General features: G+C 34.9%; 16 protein-coding genes and 2 other annotated features. Of the genes, 3 read left to right on the top strand and 13 right to left on the bottom strand.

Going from position 1 to position 18246, the window contains the following annotated elements:
• Window positions 1-15: 15 nt before the first annotated feature.
• Complete coding sequence (locus A5880_RS10770; protein ID WP_086329042.1) at window positions 16-738, bottom strand: gamma-glutamyl-gamma-aminobutyrate hydrolase family protein; 723 nt, start codon at window positions 736-738, stop codon at window positions 16-18.
• A gap of 255 nt (window positions 739-993) precedes the next feature.
• Window positions 994-1223, top strand: a binding site (T-box leader).
• A 77-nt stretch (window positions 1224-1300) separates the two neighbouring features.
• Window positions 1301-1544, top strand: a binding site (T-box leader).
• A gap of 91 nt (window positions 1545-1635) precedes the next feature.
• Between A5880_RS10770 and A5880_RS10765 the strand changes: the two genes are divergently transcribed.
• The 3 genes from A5880_RS10765 (at window position 1636) to A5880_RS10755 (ending at window position 4052) form a co-directional block, all read left to right on the top strand.
• On the top strand, window positions 1636-2277 hold the full coding sequence (locus tag A5880_RS10765; protein ID WP_086329041.1) for an amino acid ABC transporter permease: 642 nt from the start codon (window positions 1636-1638) through the stop codon (window positions 2275-2277).
• 307 nt (window positions 2278-2584) lie between these two features.
• The gene (locus A5880_RS10760; RefSeq protein WP_086329040.1) at window positions 2585-3220 is read left to right on the top strand and encodes an amino acid ABC transporter ATP-binding protein; all 636 of its coding nucleotides are present in this window, start codon (window positions 2585-2587) and stop codon (window positions 3218-3220) included.
• 13 nt (window positions 3221-3233) lie between these two features.
• Window positions 3234-4052, top strand: coding sequence for an amino acid ABC transporter substrate-binding protein (locus tag A5880_RS10755; protein ID WP_086329039.1), 819 nt, complete (start codon window positions 3234-3236; stop codon window positions 4050-4052).
• A gap of 107 nt (window positions 4053-4159) precedes the next feature.
• Here A5880_RS10755 and wrbA read toward each other — a convergent pair whose 3' ends face one another.
• The 12 genes from wrbA to fosX form a co-directional block, all read right to left on the bottom strand.
• Complete coding sequence (gene wrbA / locus A5880_RS10750) at window positions 4160-4765, bottom strand: NAD(P)H:quinone oxidoreductase type IV (protein WP_086329038.1); 606 nt, start codon at window positions 4763-4765, stop codon at window positions 4160-4162.
• Between the two features lie 209 nt (window positions 4766-4974).
• Window positions 4975-5286 carry a rhodanese-like domain-containing protein gene (locus A5880_RS10745; RefSeq protein WP_086329037.1) on the bottom strand — a complete coding sequence of 104 codons (312 nt, stop codon included), beginning with the start codon at window positions 5284-5286 and terminating at the stop codon, window positions 4975-4977.
• 182 nt (window positions 5287-5468) lie between these two features.
• A complete protein-coding gene (locus tag A5880_RS10740; RefSeq protein WP_086329036.1) occupies window positions 5469-6938 on the bottom strand; it encodes a glycoside hydrolase family 1 protein in 1470 nt (489 codons plus the stop codon).
• A 3-nt stretch (window positions 6939-6941) separates the two neighbouring features.
• Window positions 6942-7664, bottom strand: a complete 723-nt coding sequence (locus A5880_RS10735) for a glucosamine-6-phosphate deaminase (protein ID WP_086329035.1) — start codon at window positions 7662-7664, stop codon at window positions 6942-6944.
• A gap of 47 nt (window positions 7665-7711) precedes the next feature.
• Entirely contained in the window at window positions 7712-9616 is a 1905-nt protein-coding gene (locus A5880_RS10730) for a beta-glucoside-specific PTS transporter subunit IIABC (protein ID WP_086329034.1), read from the bottom strand.
• A gap of 40 nt (window positions 9617-9656) precedes the next feature.
• Window positions 9657-10490 carry a PRD domain-containing protein gene (locus A5880_RS10725; protein ID WP_179190320.1) on the bottom strand — a complete coding sequence of 278 codons (834 nt, stop codon included), beginning with the start codon at window positions 10488-10490 and terminating at the stop codon, window positions 9657-9659.
• A gap of 368 nt (window positions 10491-10858) precedes the next feature.
• Window positions 10859-11179: a hypothetical protein gene (locus A5880_RS10720; RefSeq protein ID WP_086329032.1), complete on the bottom strand. Its 321-nt coding sequence runs from the start codon at window positions 11177-11179 to the stop codon at window positions 10859-10861.
• A gap of 24 nt (window positions 11180-11203) precedes the next feature.
• On the bottom strand, window positions 11204-11860 hold the full coding sequence (locus tag A5880_RS10715; protein ID WP_086329031.1) for a hypothetical protein: 657 nt from the start codon (window positions 11858-11860) through the stop codon (window positions 11204-11206).
• A 62-nt stretch (window positions 11861-11922) separates the two neighbouring features.
• Entirely contained in the window at window positions 11923-12462 is a 540-nt protein-coding gene (locus A5880_RS10710) for a hypothetical protein (RefSeq protein ID WP_086329030.1), read from the bottom strand.
• Between the two features lie 10 nt (window positions 12463-12472).
• Window positions 12473-15124 (bottom strand): fibronectin type III domain-containing protein, encoded by a 2652-nt coding sequence (locus tag A5880_RS10705; RefSeq protein WP_086329029.1) that lies wholly within the window; start codon window positions 15122-15124, stop codon window positions 12473-12475.
• A 632-nt stretch (window positions 15125-15756) separates the two neighbouring features.
• Entirely contained in the window at window positions 15757-17364 is a 1608-nt protein-coding gene (gene abc-f / locus A5880_RS10700) for a ribosomal protection-like ABC-F family protein (RefSeq protein ID WP_256924763.1), read from the bottom strand.
• A gap of 422 nt (window positions 17365-17786) precedes the next feature.
• A complete protein-coding gene (fosX, locus tag A5880_RS10695) occupies window positions 17787-18209 on the bottom strand; it encodes a FosX/FosE/FosI family fosfomycin resistance hydrolase (protein ID WP_086329027.1) in 423 nt (140 codons plus the stop codon).
• Window positions 18210-18246: the final 37 nt, after the last annotated feature.

Raw genomic sequence — 18246 nt, 5'->3', positions numbered from 1 at the left:
TTCAAATCCTCCTCTTTATAATTCTTTTACAACATAACGAAAAATATCCATCTCCTGCTTTAAATGAGTATAAGCAAAATCAGGATGCCACTGCACACCAAGAAAAGTCAGCTTTTCTTGGTTACTTTCGATCCCTTCAATAATGCCGTCTTCACTGAATGCCGTTGCGCTCAAATAAGGTGCTAATTTTTTGACCGCTTGAAAATGAAAAGAATTGACACTTGCTTCTTCCCCATAAATACCACGTAATATACTGCCATCTTTTGTTTGAATTCTATGGGTAGGAATCTCTCTAGAAATTGGCACTTGCATATGAGAAACTTTCTTACCACCCAGATGACTAATTTCCTGATACAAGCTACCACCTAAAGCAACATTTGCTAGCTGCATGCCTCTGCATACGGCGAAAATTGGCTTTTCCTGTAAAAAAGCCTCGTAAATCAACGCCAATTCAAACTGATCACGCTCGTTTGCTAAAGCAGCTTCTTTAACTAAAGGTTCTTCACCGTACAAATCAGGTGCAACATTTTGTCCACCGGCTAAAATCAATTTATCGATTTGTTTCACATATTCTTTCGCAGTAATAGGTATGCCAATTGGTAATAGCATTGGCAAGCCACCAGCCTTTTGAACAGCTTTGACATAGCCAGCAGGCGTATAACTGATTGGTAAATGATACAATCGTTGACCTGCATCAGCAATCTCATTCGCTGCAATCCCAATAATTGGTCGCTTCATACCTATCACTCCTTTTTCTGATAATAATTGTACTTAGTTTATCAGATTTAAATGTGAAAAGGTAGTACAAATAAAGTTGGTGCGATAGTTTTTGGCTATCACTATCCACTTACTTTTTGATAGGAAACTACTAGTTCCAGTTTAACCTAAATTTCTCTATTCTGTAACTTTTATGCTTAAAATCTTTTTTTATTTTAAATTTTCTAATCCCATTCTATTGACAGAAGAAAATTCTGATGGTAAAGTTATGCTAATAAAAAAACAAAGAACAGAAGAGTACCTTTATTCTTTTATTTAAGAGAGTCTTTGGTTGGTGAAAAAAGACATAAAGATAAAGCGAACCACATCTGGGAGTTGACTTTTTGAATTTACATGTAGGAAAGTTCGGGAGTGCCCGTTACAGCATTAGGAGTCTATGACTTCTTGAGGTTATCATTGTGAAATGATAATAAATAAAGGTGGAACCACGATTTTACGTCCTTTGGCTAATAGCCAAAGGACTTTTTTATTGCTCATTATTTCTCTGCTTATCCATACGTACTGTTTAGTCAATAAAATAAAGAAAAAACACATAAACAGAACAAGTAATTACAGTTCATTTCCTGACAGAGACTTTTTTATTCGCTGAGAGAAAAAGCTGGAAACCTGTGATGAACACATCTGTTTTCGTCATCTTCTGAATGCAGTAAGAAGATGCGGTATTCTCCGTTATCAGAAAAAATCTTTAGCATAGTAAGGATTTTATGAGGTTAGTGCTGTGAGGCACTAACAAATTGAGGTGGAACCACGATTTTTTCGTCCTCTTGGCAATACGCCAAGAGGGCTTTTTTCTTTTAAACAATTAAATCTGTTTAAAAAGTAAAATAGCTACATCAAAAACAAATTGGAGGAAACAATATGGACTATATTTTAGAAATTTTACCCGCATTATTAGACGGGGCTATCATGACATTCAAAGTTTTTATTTTTACCCTACTAGGCTCGATTCCTTTGGGGATCTTAGTTGCTTTTGCTTTACAAACACAGTTCAAACCATTAACTTTTTTAATCAACATCTATATTTGGCTTATGCGAGGAACCCCATTATTATTGCAACTTATCTTTGTCTTTTATGGATTGCCATTGGTTGGAATTGTTTTTGAGCGTTACGACGCAGCATTATTTGCCTTTATTTTGAACTATGCTGCTTATTTTGCCGAAATCTTTCGCGGCGGGATTCAGTCAATTCCGGAAGGTCAATATGAAGCAGCCAAAGTATTACGCCTGACTAAATTTCAAACTGTCACAAGAATCATTTTACCCCAAGTGGTTAAAATCGTTTTACCTTCAATCGGAAATGAAGTAATCAACTTAGTCAAAGACACTTCATTGATCTACGTGCTTGGCCTCGGTGATTTATTACGTGCAGGAAAAATCGCCATGAGCCGAGATGTTAGTTTACTTCCGCTCGTTTTAGTTGGAATAATCTATCTACTACTAACAGCCATTTTAACTTTAGCTTCAAAGAAATTAGAAAAACACTATCAATATTACAAATAGAATCTGTTATACACCTAATGAAGCTGAACAAACCCGTTTAGCTATTACGTTACATAGCTTCACGAGCTTGGCTCTCGGAAAAAAGATAAAATATGTACGAGGCATGAAACTCCTCTCCCATATTTTCCTATTTTTCTATCGTGCCAGAATGAGCTCGCTACGCTTTTCTATTATCTAGCTTCACGAGCTTGGCTCTCGGAAAAAAGATAAAATATGTACGAGGCATGAAACCCCTCTCCCATATTTTCCTATTTTTCTATCGTGCCAGAATGAGCTCGCTACGCTTTTAAATTTAGGAGGAATAGTCATGTTAGTTATTAAAGAGTTAATGAAAAGTTTTGATGGTCGACGAATTATTGATCAATTGAATTTAGAGATAAAAGATGGGGAAATTTTAACAATCGTTGGACCTTCTGGTGGTGGGAAAACGACTTTATTACGTTGTTTGGCTGGTTTAGAAACAATTGATTCTGGTGAATTAACGATGGATGGTGTCTCTTTCAATCCTGTTGAAATGGACAATGCCGATCAAGTGGTCGGAATTGTTTTTCAGGATTTTCAATTATTTCCTCATTTATCTGTATTAGACAATGTAACATTAGCACCGATTCTTGCCTTGAAACAAACTAAAACAGAAAGTGAAGCAGAAGCGATTGATTTGCTGACGAAATTTGGTCTTGGCGGTAAGGAATATCTGTATCCCTACCAATTATCTGGTGGTCAAAAACAACGAGTGGCTCTAGCTAGAGCTCTTGCAATGAAACCCAAAATTTTAGGGTACGATGAACCTACGAGTGCCCTTGATCCTGAACTTCGTCAACAAGTTGAAGAAGTCATTTTAACACTCAAGGCGCAAGGGATGACACAAATCGTTGTCACCCATGACATGAATTTTGCTGAAAATATTGCTGATAACATACTGAAAGTAACACCTGTTCAGTAGAAAGGATTCCTTTATGAAGAAAAAAAACTACCTAATACTAACGTTTACCACTCTATTTATTTTCCTTTCAATCGCAGGTTGCGGCAGAAAAAAAAGTGATACAGATCAATGGTCTCGTATCGCTTCTGAAAAACGAGTGATTGTCGGTCTTGATGACTCATTTGTACCGATGGGCTTTCAAAACAAAGCAGGTGAGATCATTGGATTTGATGTTGATTTGGCTCGAGCTGTTTTTTCTTTATATGATATCCAAGTGGATTTTCAACCGATTGATTGGTCAATGAAAGAAAATGAGTTACAAAACCAAACGATTGATTTAATTTGGAACGGTTACTCTAAAAGCTCTGAACGTGAAGAAAAAGTCTTATTCAGTGATGAATACATGAAAAATGAACAAGTGATTGTCTCTTTGAAAAAAAATAAAATCAGTAATTTTGCTGATATGAATGGCAAAATTTTAGGTGCTCAAAATGGTTCTTCCGGCTATACTAGCTTTGAAGAACAACCCGAAATTTTAAAAAATCACGTCAAAGATCAAAAAGCTATTTTATATGATGGGTTTAATGAGGCATTTATGGATTTGAAATCAGGACGAATCGACGGATTATTAATTGACCGTGTATATGCTAATTATTACCTATCTCATGAAGATAATTTAGCCGACTATTCAATCGTTAGCGGTGACTTTGAGAGTGAAGCTTTTGCGGTTGGCTTGAGAAAAACAGATGCTGAATTGGCAGAAAAAATTAATTCTGCATTTAAACAACTAAAAAAATCGGGCAAACTCGCCGAAATCTCTAAAAAATGGTTTGGAGAAGATGTGACGAAATAAAGATACACATAACTAACAAATAAACGGCTATTCACAAAAACTTGAAAAACAATTTTTGTGAATAGCCGTTTCTCTCTCTTAGTTCATCGCTTTTACAAGCAATATCCTTAATTTAAATATTTACTTGTCACATCTACCAAGCGTTTCGTTTGATCTTGAATCGCTGCTTTAACTTCTTCAGCTTTCAACATATTTCCTTCTCCGTCAATAGATGCACTTGTTCCATAAGGATTACCGCCAGCAGCAAAAGTTGATGGGTTTACATATCCTGCTGGTACGATGATTGCACCCCAGTGTTGCATTACTGTGTAAATACCTTGGATTACTTGCTCTTGTCCTCCATTAGGATTTTGAGCGGAAGAGAACGCTGTAACAAATTTATTGGCTAATTTACCTTGAGCCCAAAGACCACCTTGCAAGTCAAAAAATTGTTTTAATTGACTAGCCATCACACCAAAACGTGATGGAGAAGAGAAGATATATGCATCTGCCCAAAGTAAATCATCACTTGTAACTTCTGGAATATCAGCTGTTTCTTCCACATTTTTACGCCAAGCAGGATTAGAATCGATCGCCACATTTGGCGCTAATTCGTGTACTTTTCTTAAACGAACCTCTGCTCCATTTGCTTCTGCCGCTTCTTTTGCCCATTTTGCCATTTGTGTCCCTGTACCAGTTGAACTGTAATAAGCAATTAATAATTTTGTTGTCATGTTTTTTTCCTCCAATAGTTGTTTATGTCTTATCTATATCTAAATACTAACAAAAAGTAAGTGAATACTCAACAGATATGCTTACTAAAAATAAGTTTTTAAAAAAAGTGTGCCACAAAACGAAAAAACAGTTTTGTGACACACTATAAACATGGGTATCTTGAAGAAATAAACGTAATTTCTTCATCTTTTACTAGCACCCTACTTTTTTATCTATTCTTTTTTTCTTCCCCATCCCAAACGGACATTCCTTCTGAAACTGAAACAACATTATACCCATAATTCTCAAGAAAAGAACAGGCATGTTCAGAACGAACACCATGTTGACAGATCACATAATGGGGCTTCTCTCGATCTATCTCTGACATCGTTTCCGTTAATGTAGATAATGGATAATTTTTGGCCGTTACAATATGCCCTTGTGCAAACTCTTCCACTTCTCTCACATCAATGATCGAAACTGGCTCATTAACAGTTAACTCGATTAATTCTTTTAATTCCTTGATCGATACTCTTTTCATCTACTCTCTATTCCTCCTGAAGCTTTTGTGTGCCTCACTAGCAGTATACACTATCGGCATTTCCAACAACAGTTTTTTATATAGATTAGATGAAAATTAAGTATCCTTTCTTCTAAAATCAACTTTTAATAAACAACTTTAGATACAAATTATCACAAATGAATGTCAGTTGCTCACTCTTTTTACTTTTGTTCCATACCGTTTGCTGCAATTATATTTTTATACCAATAAAAAGACTGCTTTCTGGAACGTTCCAACGTGCCATTTCCTTCATCATCCATATCAACATAGATAAATCCGTACCGTTTTTTCATTTCACCAGTTCCAGCACTAACCAAATCAATACAGCCCCACGGTGTGTATCCAATAAGCTCTACGCCGTCTAACTCAATTGCATCTTTCATCGCAGCAATATGCTTACTGAAGTAATCAATCCGATAATCATCTTGAATCGATCCATCTGCTTCAACCTTATCCACTGCGCCAAAACCATTTTCCACAACAAATAAGGGAATATTATAGCGATCATATAGCTTGCATAAAGAAATTCTTAAACCTAATGGATCAACCGCCCAGCCCCAGTCTGATTCTTCTAAATAAGGATTTTTCACTGCAGGCATTTGATTGCCTCCAACATATTTGACTTCATCTGGATTAGAGGCCGAAACGGTCGACATATAGTAGCTAAAACCAATATAATCAACAGTTCCTTCTTTAAGAATCTCATCATCTCCTGCTTCTTTTTCGATAAAGATATTTTCGCGCTCATATTCTTTTAGTTTATGGGCTGGATAATAGCCTTTAACTTGAACATCCATATAAAATTCTTGCTCACGATTAAATTGAACTGCCGCCATCACATCTTCTGGTTTACAACTCATAGGATAACTTGGGATATAAGCGACCATCATACCAATAGTAAATTCTGGATTGATCTCATGCCCTAATTTCACTGCTTTAGCACTAGCTACAAATAAATGATGAACAGCTTGATATTTAGCTTGTTTATCATTGCGATGAATGCCGATTTGAGTCCAACTACGCAAGAAATTTATTTCATTGAATGTCATCCAGTATTTTACTTTGTTTTTATACCGTTTAAATAGCGTTTCACAAAAGAACAAGAAGTAATCAATAACTTTACGATTCGACCAACCATCTAATTCATCCGCTAAGTACATTGGAATGTCAAAATGATTAATCGTCACAACAGGTTCAATTCCGTAACTTAAAAGCTCATCAAATACCTTGTCATAAAAGTCTAAACCTTCTTCATTAATCTCCATTGTTCCTTTTGGACAAATTCTTGACCAAGCGATCGAAAGTCTGAAACACTTAAAGCCCATTTCAGCAAATAAAGCAATATCTTCTTTATAATGATGATAAAAATCTGTTGCTACGTGACTTGGGTAATACTTATCTGGATCAACATAACCAACTGCCCCTTCTGGTAACGCATCTCCTCTACCACAAGTTTCAACTTTCCCATCTTTTGTTTTATACGTAATCATTCTAGGAACTGTATGACTGCCTCCTGTGATTGCATCTAGTGTGCTTAATCCTTTGCCTCCTGAAAGATAGCCTCCTTCATATTGATTAGCGGCAGTTGCCCCACCCCATAAAAAATTTTCTGGGAATACTGAGTTACTCATCTATCATTTCTCCTTGTCTAATAATTTCGCGGCTGCTTCATCAATAATAACAGTTAAATGCGGATGCATTTTCAAAATAGAAGCAGGAATCTCCGCAGTGATTGCGCCTTCAACAAACGCTTTCATTACTTTCGCCTTCTTTTCTCCACTAGCAAAAAGAATCAAGTGTCTTGCGCTCATCACGCTCCTAGGTCCCATTGTAACATAAAAATCGGGTGTTTCAGCACGATCTTCAAAATGCGGAGCGATCCGTTCTTTCATCACTTCATCACAACGAACTTTTGTTGTAAAATCATCAAAGTTTGTTGTGCCAGGTAAGTTTCCACAATAATGACCATCCGCACCAATGCCTAATAAAATCACATCTAAACCACCTGCTTCAGTAATTCGTTTATCTTGTTCTTTATAATTTGTTTCATCTAAAATATGAATACGTTCTTCTGGAATGGCTGTCGGTGTAAAATACATTTCTCTTAAATCACTAATTGTCACACCTTCACGAGTGCCTGATTTATAAGGAATCTCATCAAAATTATAGTAATGAACGTTATCAAAATACTGTTTCCCTTTTACTTCTGGAATCAATTTTTCATACATTCCGATCGGTGTTGTCCCAGCTGTTATCGCTAAATTCACACGTTCATGACGTTGAAACATTTCACCAATCAACATTTGTGCCGAAACTTTGCTTAATTCATCATAATCTTTTACTATAATAACTTTCATTTTATTTCCTCCTTATTTATAAAAAAACTTTTCTATTCTAATAAAATTCATTCTGCAAGCAAATCAATCGTATCTCTATCATAGGATTGTTCAGGAATAATCGTAATGATTCCTTCCCCTTTTTTTACCTCTTTTTGATCATTGATCGCTAAAACCGATAAGTAGTCATCAGAATTAGTAATGATAACGATTACACTTATATCGTACCCTAATTCGCTGATTTTTTCACAGTCAAATTTAATCAATGGCGTTCCCTTTTGAACTTGTTGATCTTGTTCACACAGCAGTTCAAAATACTGACCAGCTAGCTTTACCGTATCCAATCCTACATGAATCAAAATTTCTACTCCCTCTTTTGATTTTAAACCAATCGCATGCTTCGTTTTAAATGCAATTGTCACAGTTCCTTCAACCGGAGAGACAATCGTATCTCCCATAGGCATGATCGCAATCCCTTTACCCACTATTTCCTTTGAAAACGTTTGATCCGAAACATCACCGATCGGATATACGGTACCGTAAACAGGTGCACCTATCGTTACTACATCATCATCATGGCTAACTAAATCATTTTCCGAACTAACCGCTTTTTCAGTTGTATCATCAATTGAAAGAACACTTTTCGCTAGTAAAAAAGTAAGAATAAATGTTGACATCACGGTTACGATCAAGCCAATCACAAAGCCTGCAGCTCCATCATTCAAAAATACTGGAATCGAAAGAACACTTGGCATCACAGGTGCCATTGATTTTGCTCCCAAGATTGCTCCCACAGCTCCACCAATGCCTCCGCCTAATGAAGCCCCAACAAAAGCAGCTTTATATTTGACTAAAACACCATATAACGCGGGCTCTGTAATGCCTAAATAACCAGAAACAGTCGAAGATAAAGCAACTTGTTTCATCTTCTTATTTGAAATCAAAAAATATACAGCGAATGCAGCCGTCGCTTGAGCCATAGTACTCATAAAATTCATTGGTCCCATTGTAGAATACCCGTAAGTTGCGATCTGTTGCTGAGTAATCGGACGAATCGCATGATGCATTCCCATCAATACTAACAATGGACGGCTGGCACCAATAACAAATCCTGATAATAATGGTGAGAAATTGATTAACGCTTCAATTCCTTGAGCAATATATTCACCTACATAAAAACCAATCGGTGCTAAAACAACTAACATCATTGGTACCATAAGAAGCAATGTCAGTAATGGCGTAAATATAACAGTAACTAGACTAGGCATTACTTTCTCAAAAAAACGATATACATGGCTCAATAACCAGACCGCTAAAATAATCGGTAATATCGAACTACTATAATTAACAATTGGAACAGGTAAGAAGCTTAAAAATTGAACATTTGTTAATTCTCCAGCAATTGCTGCATTAATTAACGTGGGATACATTAACACTCCTGCTAAACTTAATGCCATGTATTCATTCGTTTTAAATCTACGAGCACTGCTTACTGCTAGTAAAAATGGGAAAAAATAAAACATCCCATCGCCCGTCATATTTAAGACAAACATTGTACCACTCTCAGGATCAGCCCAACCCAAACTTGTTAACATAAACAAGAATCCTTTTAGCATCCCACCGCCAATGATGGGGGCTAAACTGGGAACTAAAATAGAAGATAATGCATTAATTAAACGATTAATCAGGGAATCTTTCTCCCCGCCAACCCCTTCCATACTATTATTATCTAAACGAGGAATCATTTTGATGATCTCTGCATAGACTTTGCTAACTTTCCCGCCAATGATTACTTGATATTGCCCTCCTTGTCGCTGAACGCCCATTATTCCATCCAACTCTTCTAGAGCTTTTGTCTGAGCTTTTGATTCATTTTTCAGATTGAACCGTAACCTTGTGACACAATGCGTTAAACTGCTAATATTTTCATCTCCGCCGACTAGTAAAATAATTTCTTTTGCTAAGTTGTACATATTTCCCCTCTTTTCTATATTTAATAGCCTAACTTTTTATTTATGAATGTAATAACCGAGCTAAATGGAGCGTTACATAGAGTTGTTCATCAAATGTAGCTTTTTTATTATAGCGTTCTTCTAGATACTGACTAATTCTTAGACTACATTTAAATTCTTTTGGATAGTTCTTTTTAACCGTCAAAACAATTTCCTCATTATCTAAAGATTTTGTTGTCTCTTGAGCATTTATACGCATCAAATAATACCGTAAATGATTCACAAAACGCTGGTAATTGATTGAATTTTCGTCTAATTCCACTTGAAAATAGTAACGAACTAATTGAGTAATATCGCTCATAGCTTCCAAATAGTCCATTGTTGTCTCCATTGCTTCCTGATCGAATTGATAATTCACAAAATGCATAGCAATAAACACAGCTTCCGCCTCTTCTAAATGAATTTTTTTCACTTCTTCAATCAATGCAATCGCTTTATGACCGATGGCGACTTCTTTTGGATAAAATTGTTTGATTTCCCATTCGATTGGACTACGAATATTCAGTTTTTCTTCGTATCGTTTAAAAGCAAACAATAGATGATCTAACAGACTAAACAGAATAACTGGATTTATCTTTTTACCTAACTCTTCTTCGCCTAACTTTACTATTTTTTCTATTAGTACTATCTCTTCAAAACTTGCCTCATTCAATAAAACAGCCATCTGCTTCACACTCATTTTTTCTGTAGGCAAGTAGATTTGTTGAACGAACTCTAAATCAACTAAATCATTAGGGTACGCCTGAAAACCCAACCCTTTACCAACAACAATCACCTCCATCTCTCCATCAATAGCCAAAATAACATTATTATTGATTCGCTTTTTTACAAACATCGATTCACCTCCTAAATATAAAAGCATAATGAGCTCGATAAACCTCGAATGAAAAATAAAAAAAGAAATATGAGTTCTTTACTACTATTTTTTATCTTTCTTTCGAGCGGCTAGCTGATAAAACTAAATAACATAACAAAAAACCATAATATAGCAAGCACGACAAAAAGCCTTTTGTCATCTTTGCTATATTATGGTTATGCCTGAAAAATCAGTAACAATTCCATTAACTATGCCAAATATACCACCCGAAGAAAACGCTGTCAATACTTTTTAAGAAGATATCTATGTGAAATCATCTTTACCCGCAAAAAAAGAAGTGAGGTAAAAGTGAAAAAACTTTTGCCTCATCTTCCTCTTTCTAGTAACTATTTTTTCTTATGTGCTTTCCACCGGTTAAGGATCAAATATATCAGTAATAACACTCCTCCATACAAGGAAAGTTTTTCAATGAGACTTCCGGTATTTGGAAATTTATTAAGTTCTATGTGTGTTTGTTTTGGTTGAGCTAATTTTATATCATTTTTCTGTTCTGACTCTTTTAAAGATTGTGTAGTCGAATTTTCTCCGCCAATTTGACCTTGTATTTCGATTTCAATGGCCTGAACTTGATCAAAAGTCTGCAGATAAAAACTAGTATAACCTACCAATAAAATCAATGTGACAACCCAACAACTAAATCGTTTCATTGTTTATCACAGCCTTTTATCAAACTATGGTGTTACACCAATTGTTGTACCGTCTTTTTGAATTGATGTGAACTTTAATGTCAATGTATAATTTTCTGCTGCAGCTGTTTCATTAACATCCGCTGGCAAGCTTGCAACAGTTTTTCCCGTATAATTGAATTTTGCTTCGTTTGCATACGCTGAAGCAGCATCTGTATCAATATTCAAACGACCATCTTTATTTGCTAATCTCATCCAAACAGGTGAGCTTGTCAAATCAACGATCCCATTGTTTTCTATTAAATTTGTTGCAGCAGGAGTAGCTACTAAGCCATTTCCTTTTGCTTTGATTGTTAGTGTATCAACATATTTGGGTGTTCCATCCATTTTATTCAACGTTACAGCAACACCGCGTCCTGAATTATTCACGATACTGTAATCAGCAGATTCAATGTTTTTATGCGCGCTAGCAGTTGTTGTATGGAAGGCTGTAGCTGTATCTACAGTTACATTGATCCATTCATCTGATCCTTCTGGAATCGTTGCATCTGGATCTGTATTATCTAATTTACCAATCGTTCCATTGATAATCACATCTGCACTGTTTTCTCCATCAATCGTTTGTGCAGATACATTCTGTGCAACTCCTGAAATACTTAATCCTAGCATCATCGTAGCAATTAAAAAATTTGTTTTTTTCATATTTGTCCCCTTCTATGTGTGAAATGATTTATTTTTAACAGAAAACCTGTTAAATAACTATGTCAATTGTTGATTCGAATAGTAATTCCCGCTTGTACTTGTCCACGTTTTTTGTTTGTTTTCGAATCATAAATATCAAATGTAGCTGTTGCCGCATGATCGCCTTTAGCGATTTTTTTCTCCAACATTGCTCCATTTATTTCATATCCTGGCTGAATCGCACCAGAAGAATATACTTCTTCATTATTACTATCCAAACGAATAACCACATTAATCGGATAGCCGTTTTCGATTGGGTTTTGAATATATAAACTGCCTTCACTATCAGCCGTTTCAAACACCGCTTCTGATTTGATCACCATATTGAATTTACTTTGATCTACAGCTTTTTGCTCGGTAGCTTTGATTTCTTTATCACTCATTTTTTTTGCACCTTTTGTCTCTGGCAAATAATCTCCTGAAACAACTTGAACAGGTTCTGTTTTTGTTGAATAATAATAATACAAACTGCCTGCAACTGCTGCAAATACTAGTAATAATAATAAAAGTAGTAAACGTTTCTTTTTCTTCTTGTCTTCATTTACTTGATCGTTTTTTTCCATTCAGTCCCTCTCATTCTTCATTTCTTTCAACTTTAAATGTCATTTTATAGGTTGGAAATTTTGCTGCTGCGTTTGGATTAAAATACTTTCCATTTAATCTTAGATGCTTTTTTTCGTCTGCTTTCAAAACACCAAGCGACAAAGGATTATTAGATAAGTCATTTGTTAAAAACAACGGATTCGCTTGATCGTTATCTACCAGCATCTGCAATGCTAGTTCGTCATGGTTTTGTTTTCCTGCAAGTGTATCTAATAATAAAAGCTGACTCGCATCTACATTCTCATTTGTCAAATTGTTAATTGAGATTTTTGTCGGTGTATTTCCCTTGTTAATCACTTGATACTCTGTAGAAGTGATTTCACCTTCTTTTGTAGTACCAATATCTTTGTTCTTTGTTTGGAAAGCCATTTCAATAGGCACTTCTACTTTGATAATTTCTGTCACCGTTTGAAATTCTGTTAATGGCGTCATTGCTAAAGTGACTTCCCCTCCTGAAACACCCATAACCTTCACTCGAACATAATAAGTTACGTCACCTTCAAGTCCTGTTAATTTCGTTGTAAAATATTGGTTTTTCTCTCCTGAAAGATCAGCAATTTGTGATTTTGTTTCATTCGCTGGGAAGGCTTTATTTTTACTATACTCTACCTTTACTTGTTGGTAGATTCCGCCATAATAGGATGATTGATCAGGAATTCCCAAATCTTCGCCATTCGTATAGTCTGTCCATTTCCCTGTATCACTTGCCAACTCACCGCTTACGATTGCTGAAGTTGTTGTGACATTGGCTTTCATTTTTTCCAACTGAGGTTTTGTAGCAAAGAGTGATACATCAGAAAATTCGCTCTCTCCTGCTTGATTGATGACAACCATTTGAGCCCAATAATTAGTGTTGGGATTCAAGCCATCCACAGTTACATGGTAATATGAATTAAGGCTTGTATTTTCTTGCTCTTCAAAGGAATCTAATGTAACAATGTGTTTTGCTTTTCTTAAATCATTTATATCTTGTTTATCAGTAAACAAGAAAAATTTCACTTCCAAAGCAGAACTTCCATTATTGACCGATGAGCCATAGAGGGAAACAGACATGTCATTATTTGCTGCAGCAATTAATGTTAACTGATCAGGAATATCAATAAACTCACTAAACACAATTTTTTGAGAATTTTTCAACGCCTGGATCTCTTGAGCAGAAAAAGGATTTATCGAATCTACCACATTCGTAAAGTTGGTTCCTTGAACGCTTAACTCCGAGGCTTCTTTAAAAATTTCTCTTGTTGGCGTAGTATTTGTTTTATTGGAAAACGTTTCTATTTTCTGTAAATAGTTGCTTGAAAAAGCTAAATTTTTCACACCAGTTCCACCATTTAACCCCAAAGTTCCAAGACTGTTACTAGAAAATGAGACTTTTTTCGACTTAGTCATATTAACAGCAAAGGAACTGCTGGTTGCTGTGGAAAATGCTGTGCCGCTTGCAACATCAATCGAAACATCTGCGTGCTCTCCAATATTCATACCACCTTTAGCTGTGTTTAAATTGATTGGCAAAGGCAATGTAAAATTCACTTGAGACTGCTCTTGAAAATCAAAGTTCACAGGTTGAGTAAGATTATTACCAAAAAAACGATTTTTTGTGCTAGTTGTAGCAAGCGTCACTTTGTCCAAATTGAAAATACCGTTTTTTTCTACAATATAACTTGGCGCAAATGTGCCATACATCACATTCCCATTCGTCTGAACATCTAATCTAGCATTTTCTCTTACTACGATTTGTGATGTTCTTGCATGGGGATTACCTGCTGCAATACCAGCCGACCAGATAAAAGCATCGGTTGTTCCGGAATGTTTAATTGAAGTTTGACCGCTTTGAATCTCAACATAATTGATTTCTGCCCATTCTTGGGAATATGTATTTGTCCCTCTTTGATCGATCGTATTTTGACCTCTCATGATGACGGATCCGTCTATGTTATAAATCATTTGTCCATTTGTTGAATAGTAATCGACGTTATCGAAAATAAATGTCATGTTCGCAGCTGTTATTCCCGTCACTACACCGTAAAATCCATCTGCACCAGACCCATCACTATTTCCAAATTGTGTATTGCGAATCTCAATAACTGCATTTGTTTCATTCACATAAAAACCGCTAGCTGCAACGCCTGCTTTATTGTATGTAATAATATGACCCCCACCGTCAATGATCACATTGTTTTTAAGTTTATATCCTGCTGAACCTAAATTTATATTATTTGTTAAACGAAATTTGAGCTTTTCGTTATCTTTTAAATACTCCATCAATGTTTCTGCAGAGTCCACTAACCAAAAACCTTCTGCATCTTGTCTATCATCTATTTTTAATATATTTTTATTATTTATTTCTACTTTATCTTGTTCATTCAATTCAATTTTATCAATATTTTCTGTTGTTTTTTCACTTTCTTCGCTCTCTTGTTCTTCGCTAGTAGCTGTTGATGAATCAGATAATTCAGCATCGGTCGTCTCTGTTGATTCTAGTATGGTTTCTTGTTCTGATGAACTAATAGATTCCGTAGTATCTTCTTCCAATTGCTTTATTTCCAAGGCATACGACCAATCATTTGGAAAAATCATCACGATGATCACACAGAGAAAAAGCAAACGAATATTTTTTTTCATGACAGGCCTCCCCTACTTTTTTATCAAATGCAAAAAACAATTTATCTATCTCTGTATTTTATTGTATTGTAATTCCCGATCAATTTCAATTTAATAACATTAGTTTTTTATTATTTATATATTTATTTTATAGTTCTAAGTAATTTTTTTTACTCTTTATATAAAAAAATCCACCGTAATAAAGTATTTTCAGCGTGCATCCAAAATATTAAGTTTTTCTTAAGGCAAGTCTTTTTCCTATGCTTTTTTTTAATTTTATGGCAAAGAAAATGATTTACTTACTTATATCATCCCTCTCTTTCAACAAAAAATAGCGTTACTGAGAATGAGACAACAGTGCCTAGCTCCGAAAAATAAGAAGGCATTCACGAAAATTATTTTTCAAATTTTTATTCATTTCAGCTTTTTTTTCGAAACCTTCAACGCTTAGTGCTTTAGCGCTTAAAATTTGATATGATCGAAACAGAGCGTAGTAGCTGCTTTTTCTCGCCGATTATTCAGGTTTCAAAGGTCAGAGATATAGCTTTTAGAGTTATATCTCTGACCCAGCAACCTGAAAATCAAATAAACGGTAGGAGCAAAATCAACTCCTTCGGAAATAACTACGTTAATTCTACTCCGAACTCTACATTTTATTTAACTATCTCTAAATAGTTCCCTGTTCTTTTCATAATGTGATGTTGTTCAACAATTAAAAAGCTATCAAACATTTTTTCTAAAAAAAATCGGTCATGAGAAACAACTAGCAGCGTTCCTTTAAACTCTGTTAACATTTCCTCAATCTCTTCCCTGGTTTCAATATCCAAATGATTAGTCGGTTCATCTAGAAGTAGAAAATTTACTTTCTTATGCATTAATTTCGCTAATTCTAAACGAATTTTTTCTCCACCACTTAAGAAACGAACTTGCTTCGTCACATCTTCTCTATAAAATGAATACTTCGCCAAAACACGTCTACTTTCTTGCTCAATTAAAGAACAAGCTTGGCTAAATTCTTGTAAAACAGTTTGTTTAGGGTGCTCATACTGAATGATTTGAGGTAAATAACCAATGTGTAAATTTGTTCCTCTTTTAATTTCACCGCTGTCAATTTGTTCTAGTTCTAAAACTAACTTTAACAACGTACTTTTCCCTACTCCATTCTCTCCTATAATCGCTGAGTGGTCTTTCCAAAAGAGAGAAAAACTTGCTTGTTCAAATAAAGGTTGCCCCTCATAACTTTTACTCACTTTTTCAAATTGAAGTACTTCTTTCCCTGAGCGATCAGTTTCTTTGAATGTTACTCTTCGTTTATTTGTTTCCTCTTTAGGTTTAGGGATTCTCTGGATTTTTTCTAATCTTTTTTCAAGTTCCTTAGCTTTTTTGAAAAATTTTTCATTATCCCCTTCATGTCCCCATTGCCTAAAACGGCGGATGGCTAGTTTTATTTTTTGAATTTCTTTTTGCTGCGCAGTAAAATCTTTTCTCAACTTCTCAAGTTGCTCTTCTTTTTGTTTTTTATAAGAAGAATAATTTCCTTTATATTCTAATAAATGGCCATCCTCTACTTCTACAATCTTTTCTACTGTACGATCTAAAAATAGACGATCATGGGAGACGATTAAATAGGCCATTTTTTCGTGTGATAAATATCCTTCAAGCCAAGCGATTCTTTTAGTATCCAAATGATTGGTCGGTTCATCCAATAATAAAAGGTCATTTTCTTGTAGTAAAATTCTTGCTAATGCGACAATCGTCTGCTCACCACCACTTAAGTCTAAAAGACTTTTCGATAGTAAATGATTGATTGATAAACCATTAGTTATCATTTCTAATCTATTCTCTACTTCATAACCGCCAGCTTGCAAAAATTCTTCCTGTTTTTGACCATATCGAAGCAGCACATTTTCTAAAAAACACTCTGGATCACTCATTTTCTTTTCTAAGTACGTTAGTTGTTTTTGAATTTCATTCGTCTGTACAAACGTTTCTAATAAATACTCTTTTACACATTGTTCTGTTGCTTTTGGTATCTGTGCCAGATAACCAATACGCCCGTTCTTTTTACAACTAATCGTTCCTGAATCAACGCTTTCTATTCCCATAATCATTTTTAAGAGCGTTGATTTTCCAGAACCATTTGTACCAATCAATCCAATTTTCTCTCCTTTATTTATTTGTAAATCTACTTCTTCAAAAAGTGGCATACTTCCGTAATTTTTTGATATTTTTTTTAATTGTAAAATCATTCTTTTCCTCATTTCTGCCATCCAAGCAGATTTATATAAATGAGTATTGTCATTTTCAGTTACTAGCTTGTCTTTAATTTTAAGGTACGCAAAAAAAGCTGAACATGAATCCTTGTCCAACCTTCATTATTTACACTAGCACAACATTTCCTATGTCCTCTATCATCGTTCTATCAAAAGACATGTAGTATAGAAATGTGTTATTTTATAACTAACTATTTTTAAGTAAATAAGCCTGAATGGTCTGTTTTATTCAATTAATTATCCATTTTTAGACACACTTGTCCCTTGGAATAAAAAATTGGAAATTATAACATGACAAAAAGCGAGATACGCCATCACATATGAAAAGCTAAACGTTATTTTTGACATGTTGACCATTGTACTTATTCACCACCTTTGCTGTTTTTTTCATTGTAACATGATACTTCAAATTACGCAAAATCAGGTTGTTTCTTTTCTTTCTGGTAATGCTCTAATCGTTCTTCTAACGTACCTGTATGCAATTCAAACAGGTGATTATCAAAATCATAGAAATAGATCGAATTGGCTTCACCTTTTGCACGTGTACGTCCTTTTTTTATCTCTAATCCTAGACCTTGAATTCTCTCCACATATGCATCGTACGCTTCTTCTTCTATTTTAAACGCAATATGATTATAGGTTTTCGTTGGTAATGATTCCCCCTCCATGATTGCTATCCATAAACCATCTAGCACGAAAAATTTTTCTTTCGCTAGTGAAAAAGTATCCGAACCGCTTGAATAAACTTCTTTAGCATTAAAAATTTTTTCAAAAAACAATGTGGCTTTCTGTAAATCATGAACGATAAACGTCATATGGCTAATTGTTTTCATTCATAACTCCTTTCTAAAGCAAAAAAGACAGCAATGC

It is taken from the genome of Enterococcus sp. 4G2_DIV0659 (assembly GCF_002140715.2).
Taxonomy (GTDB): domain Bacteria; phylum Bacillota; class Bacilli; order Lactobacillales; family Enterococcaceae; genus Enterococcus_L; species Enterococcus_L mansonii.
Note: the sequence above shows the minus strand (reverse complement) of the source record. Positions and strands in the feature narration are given on the sequence as shown.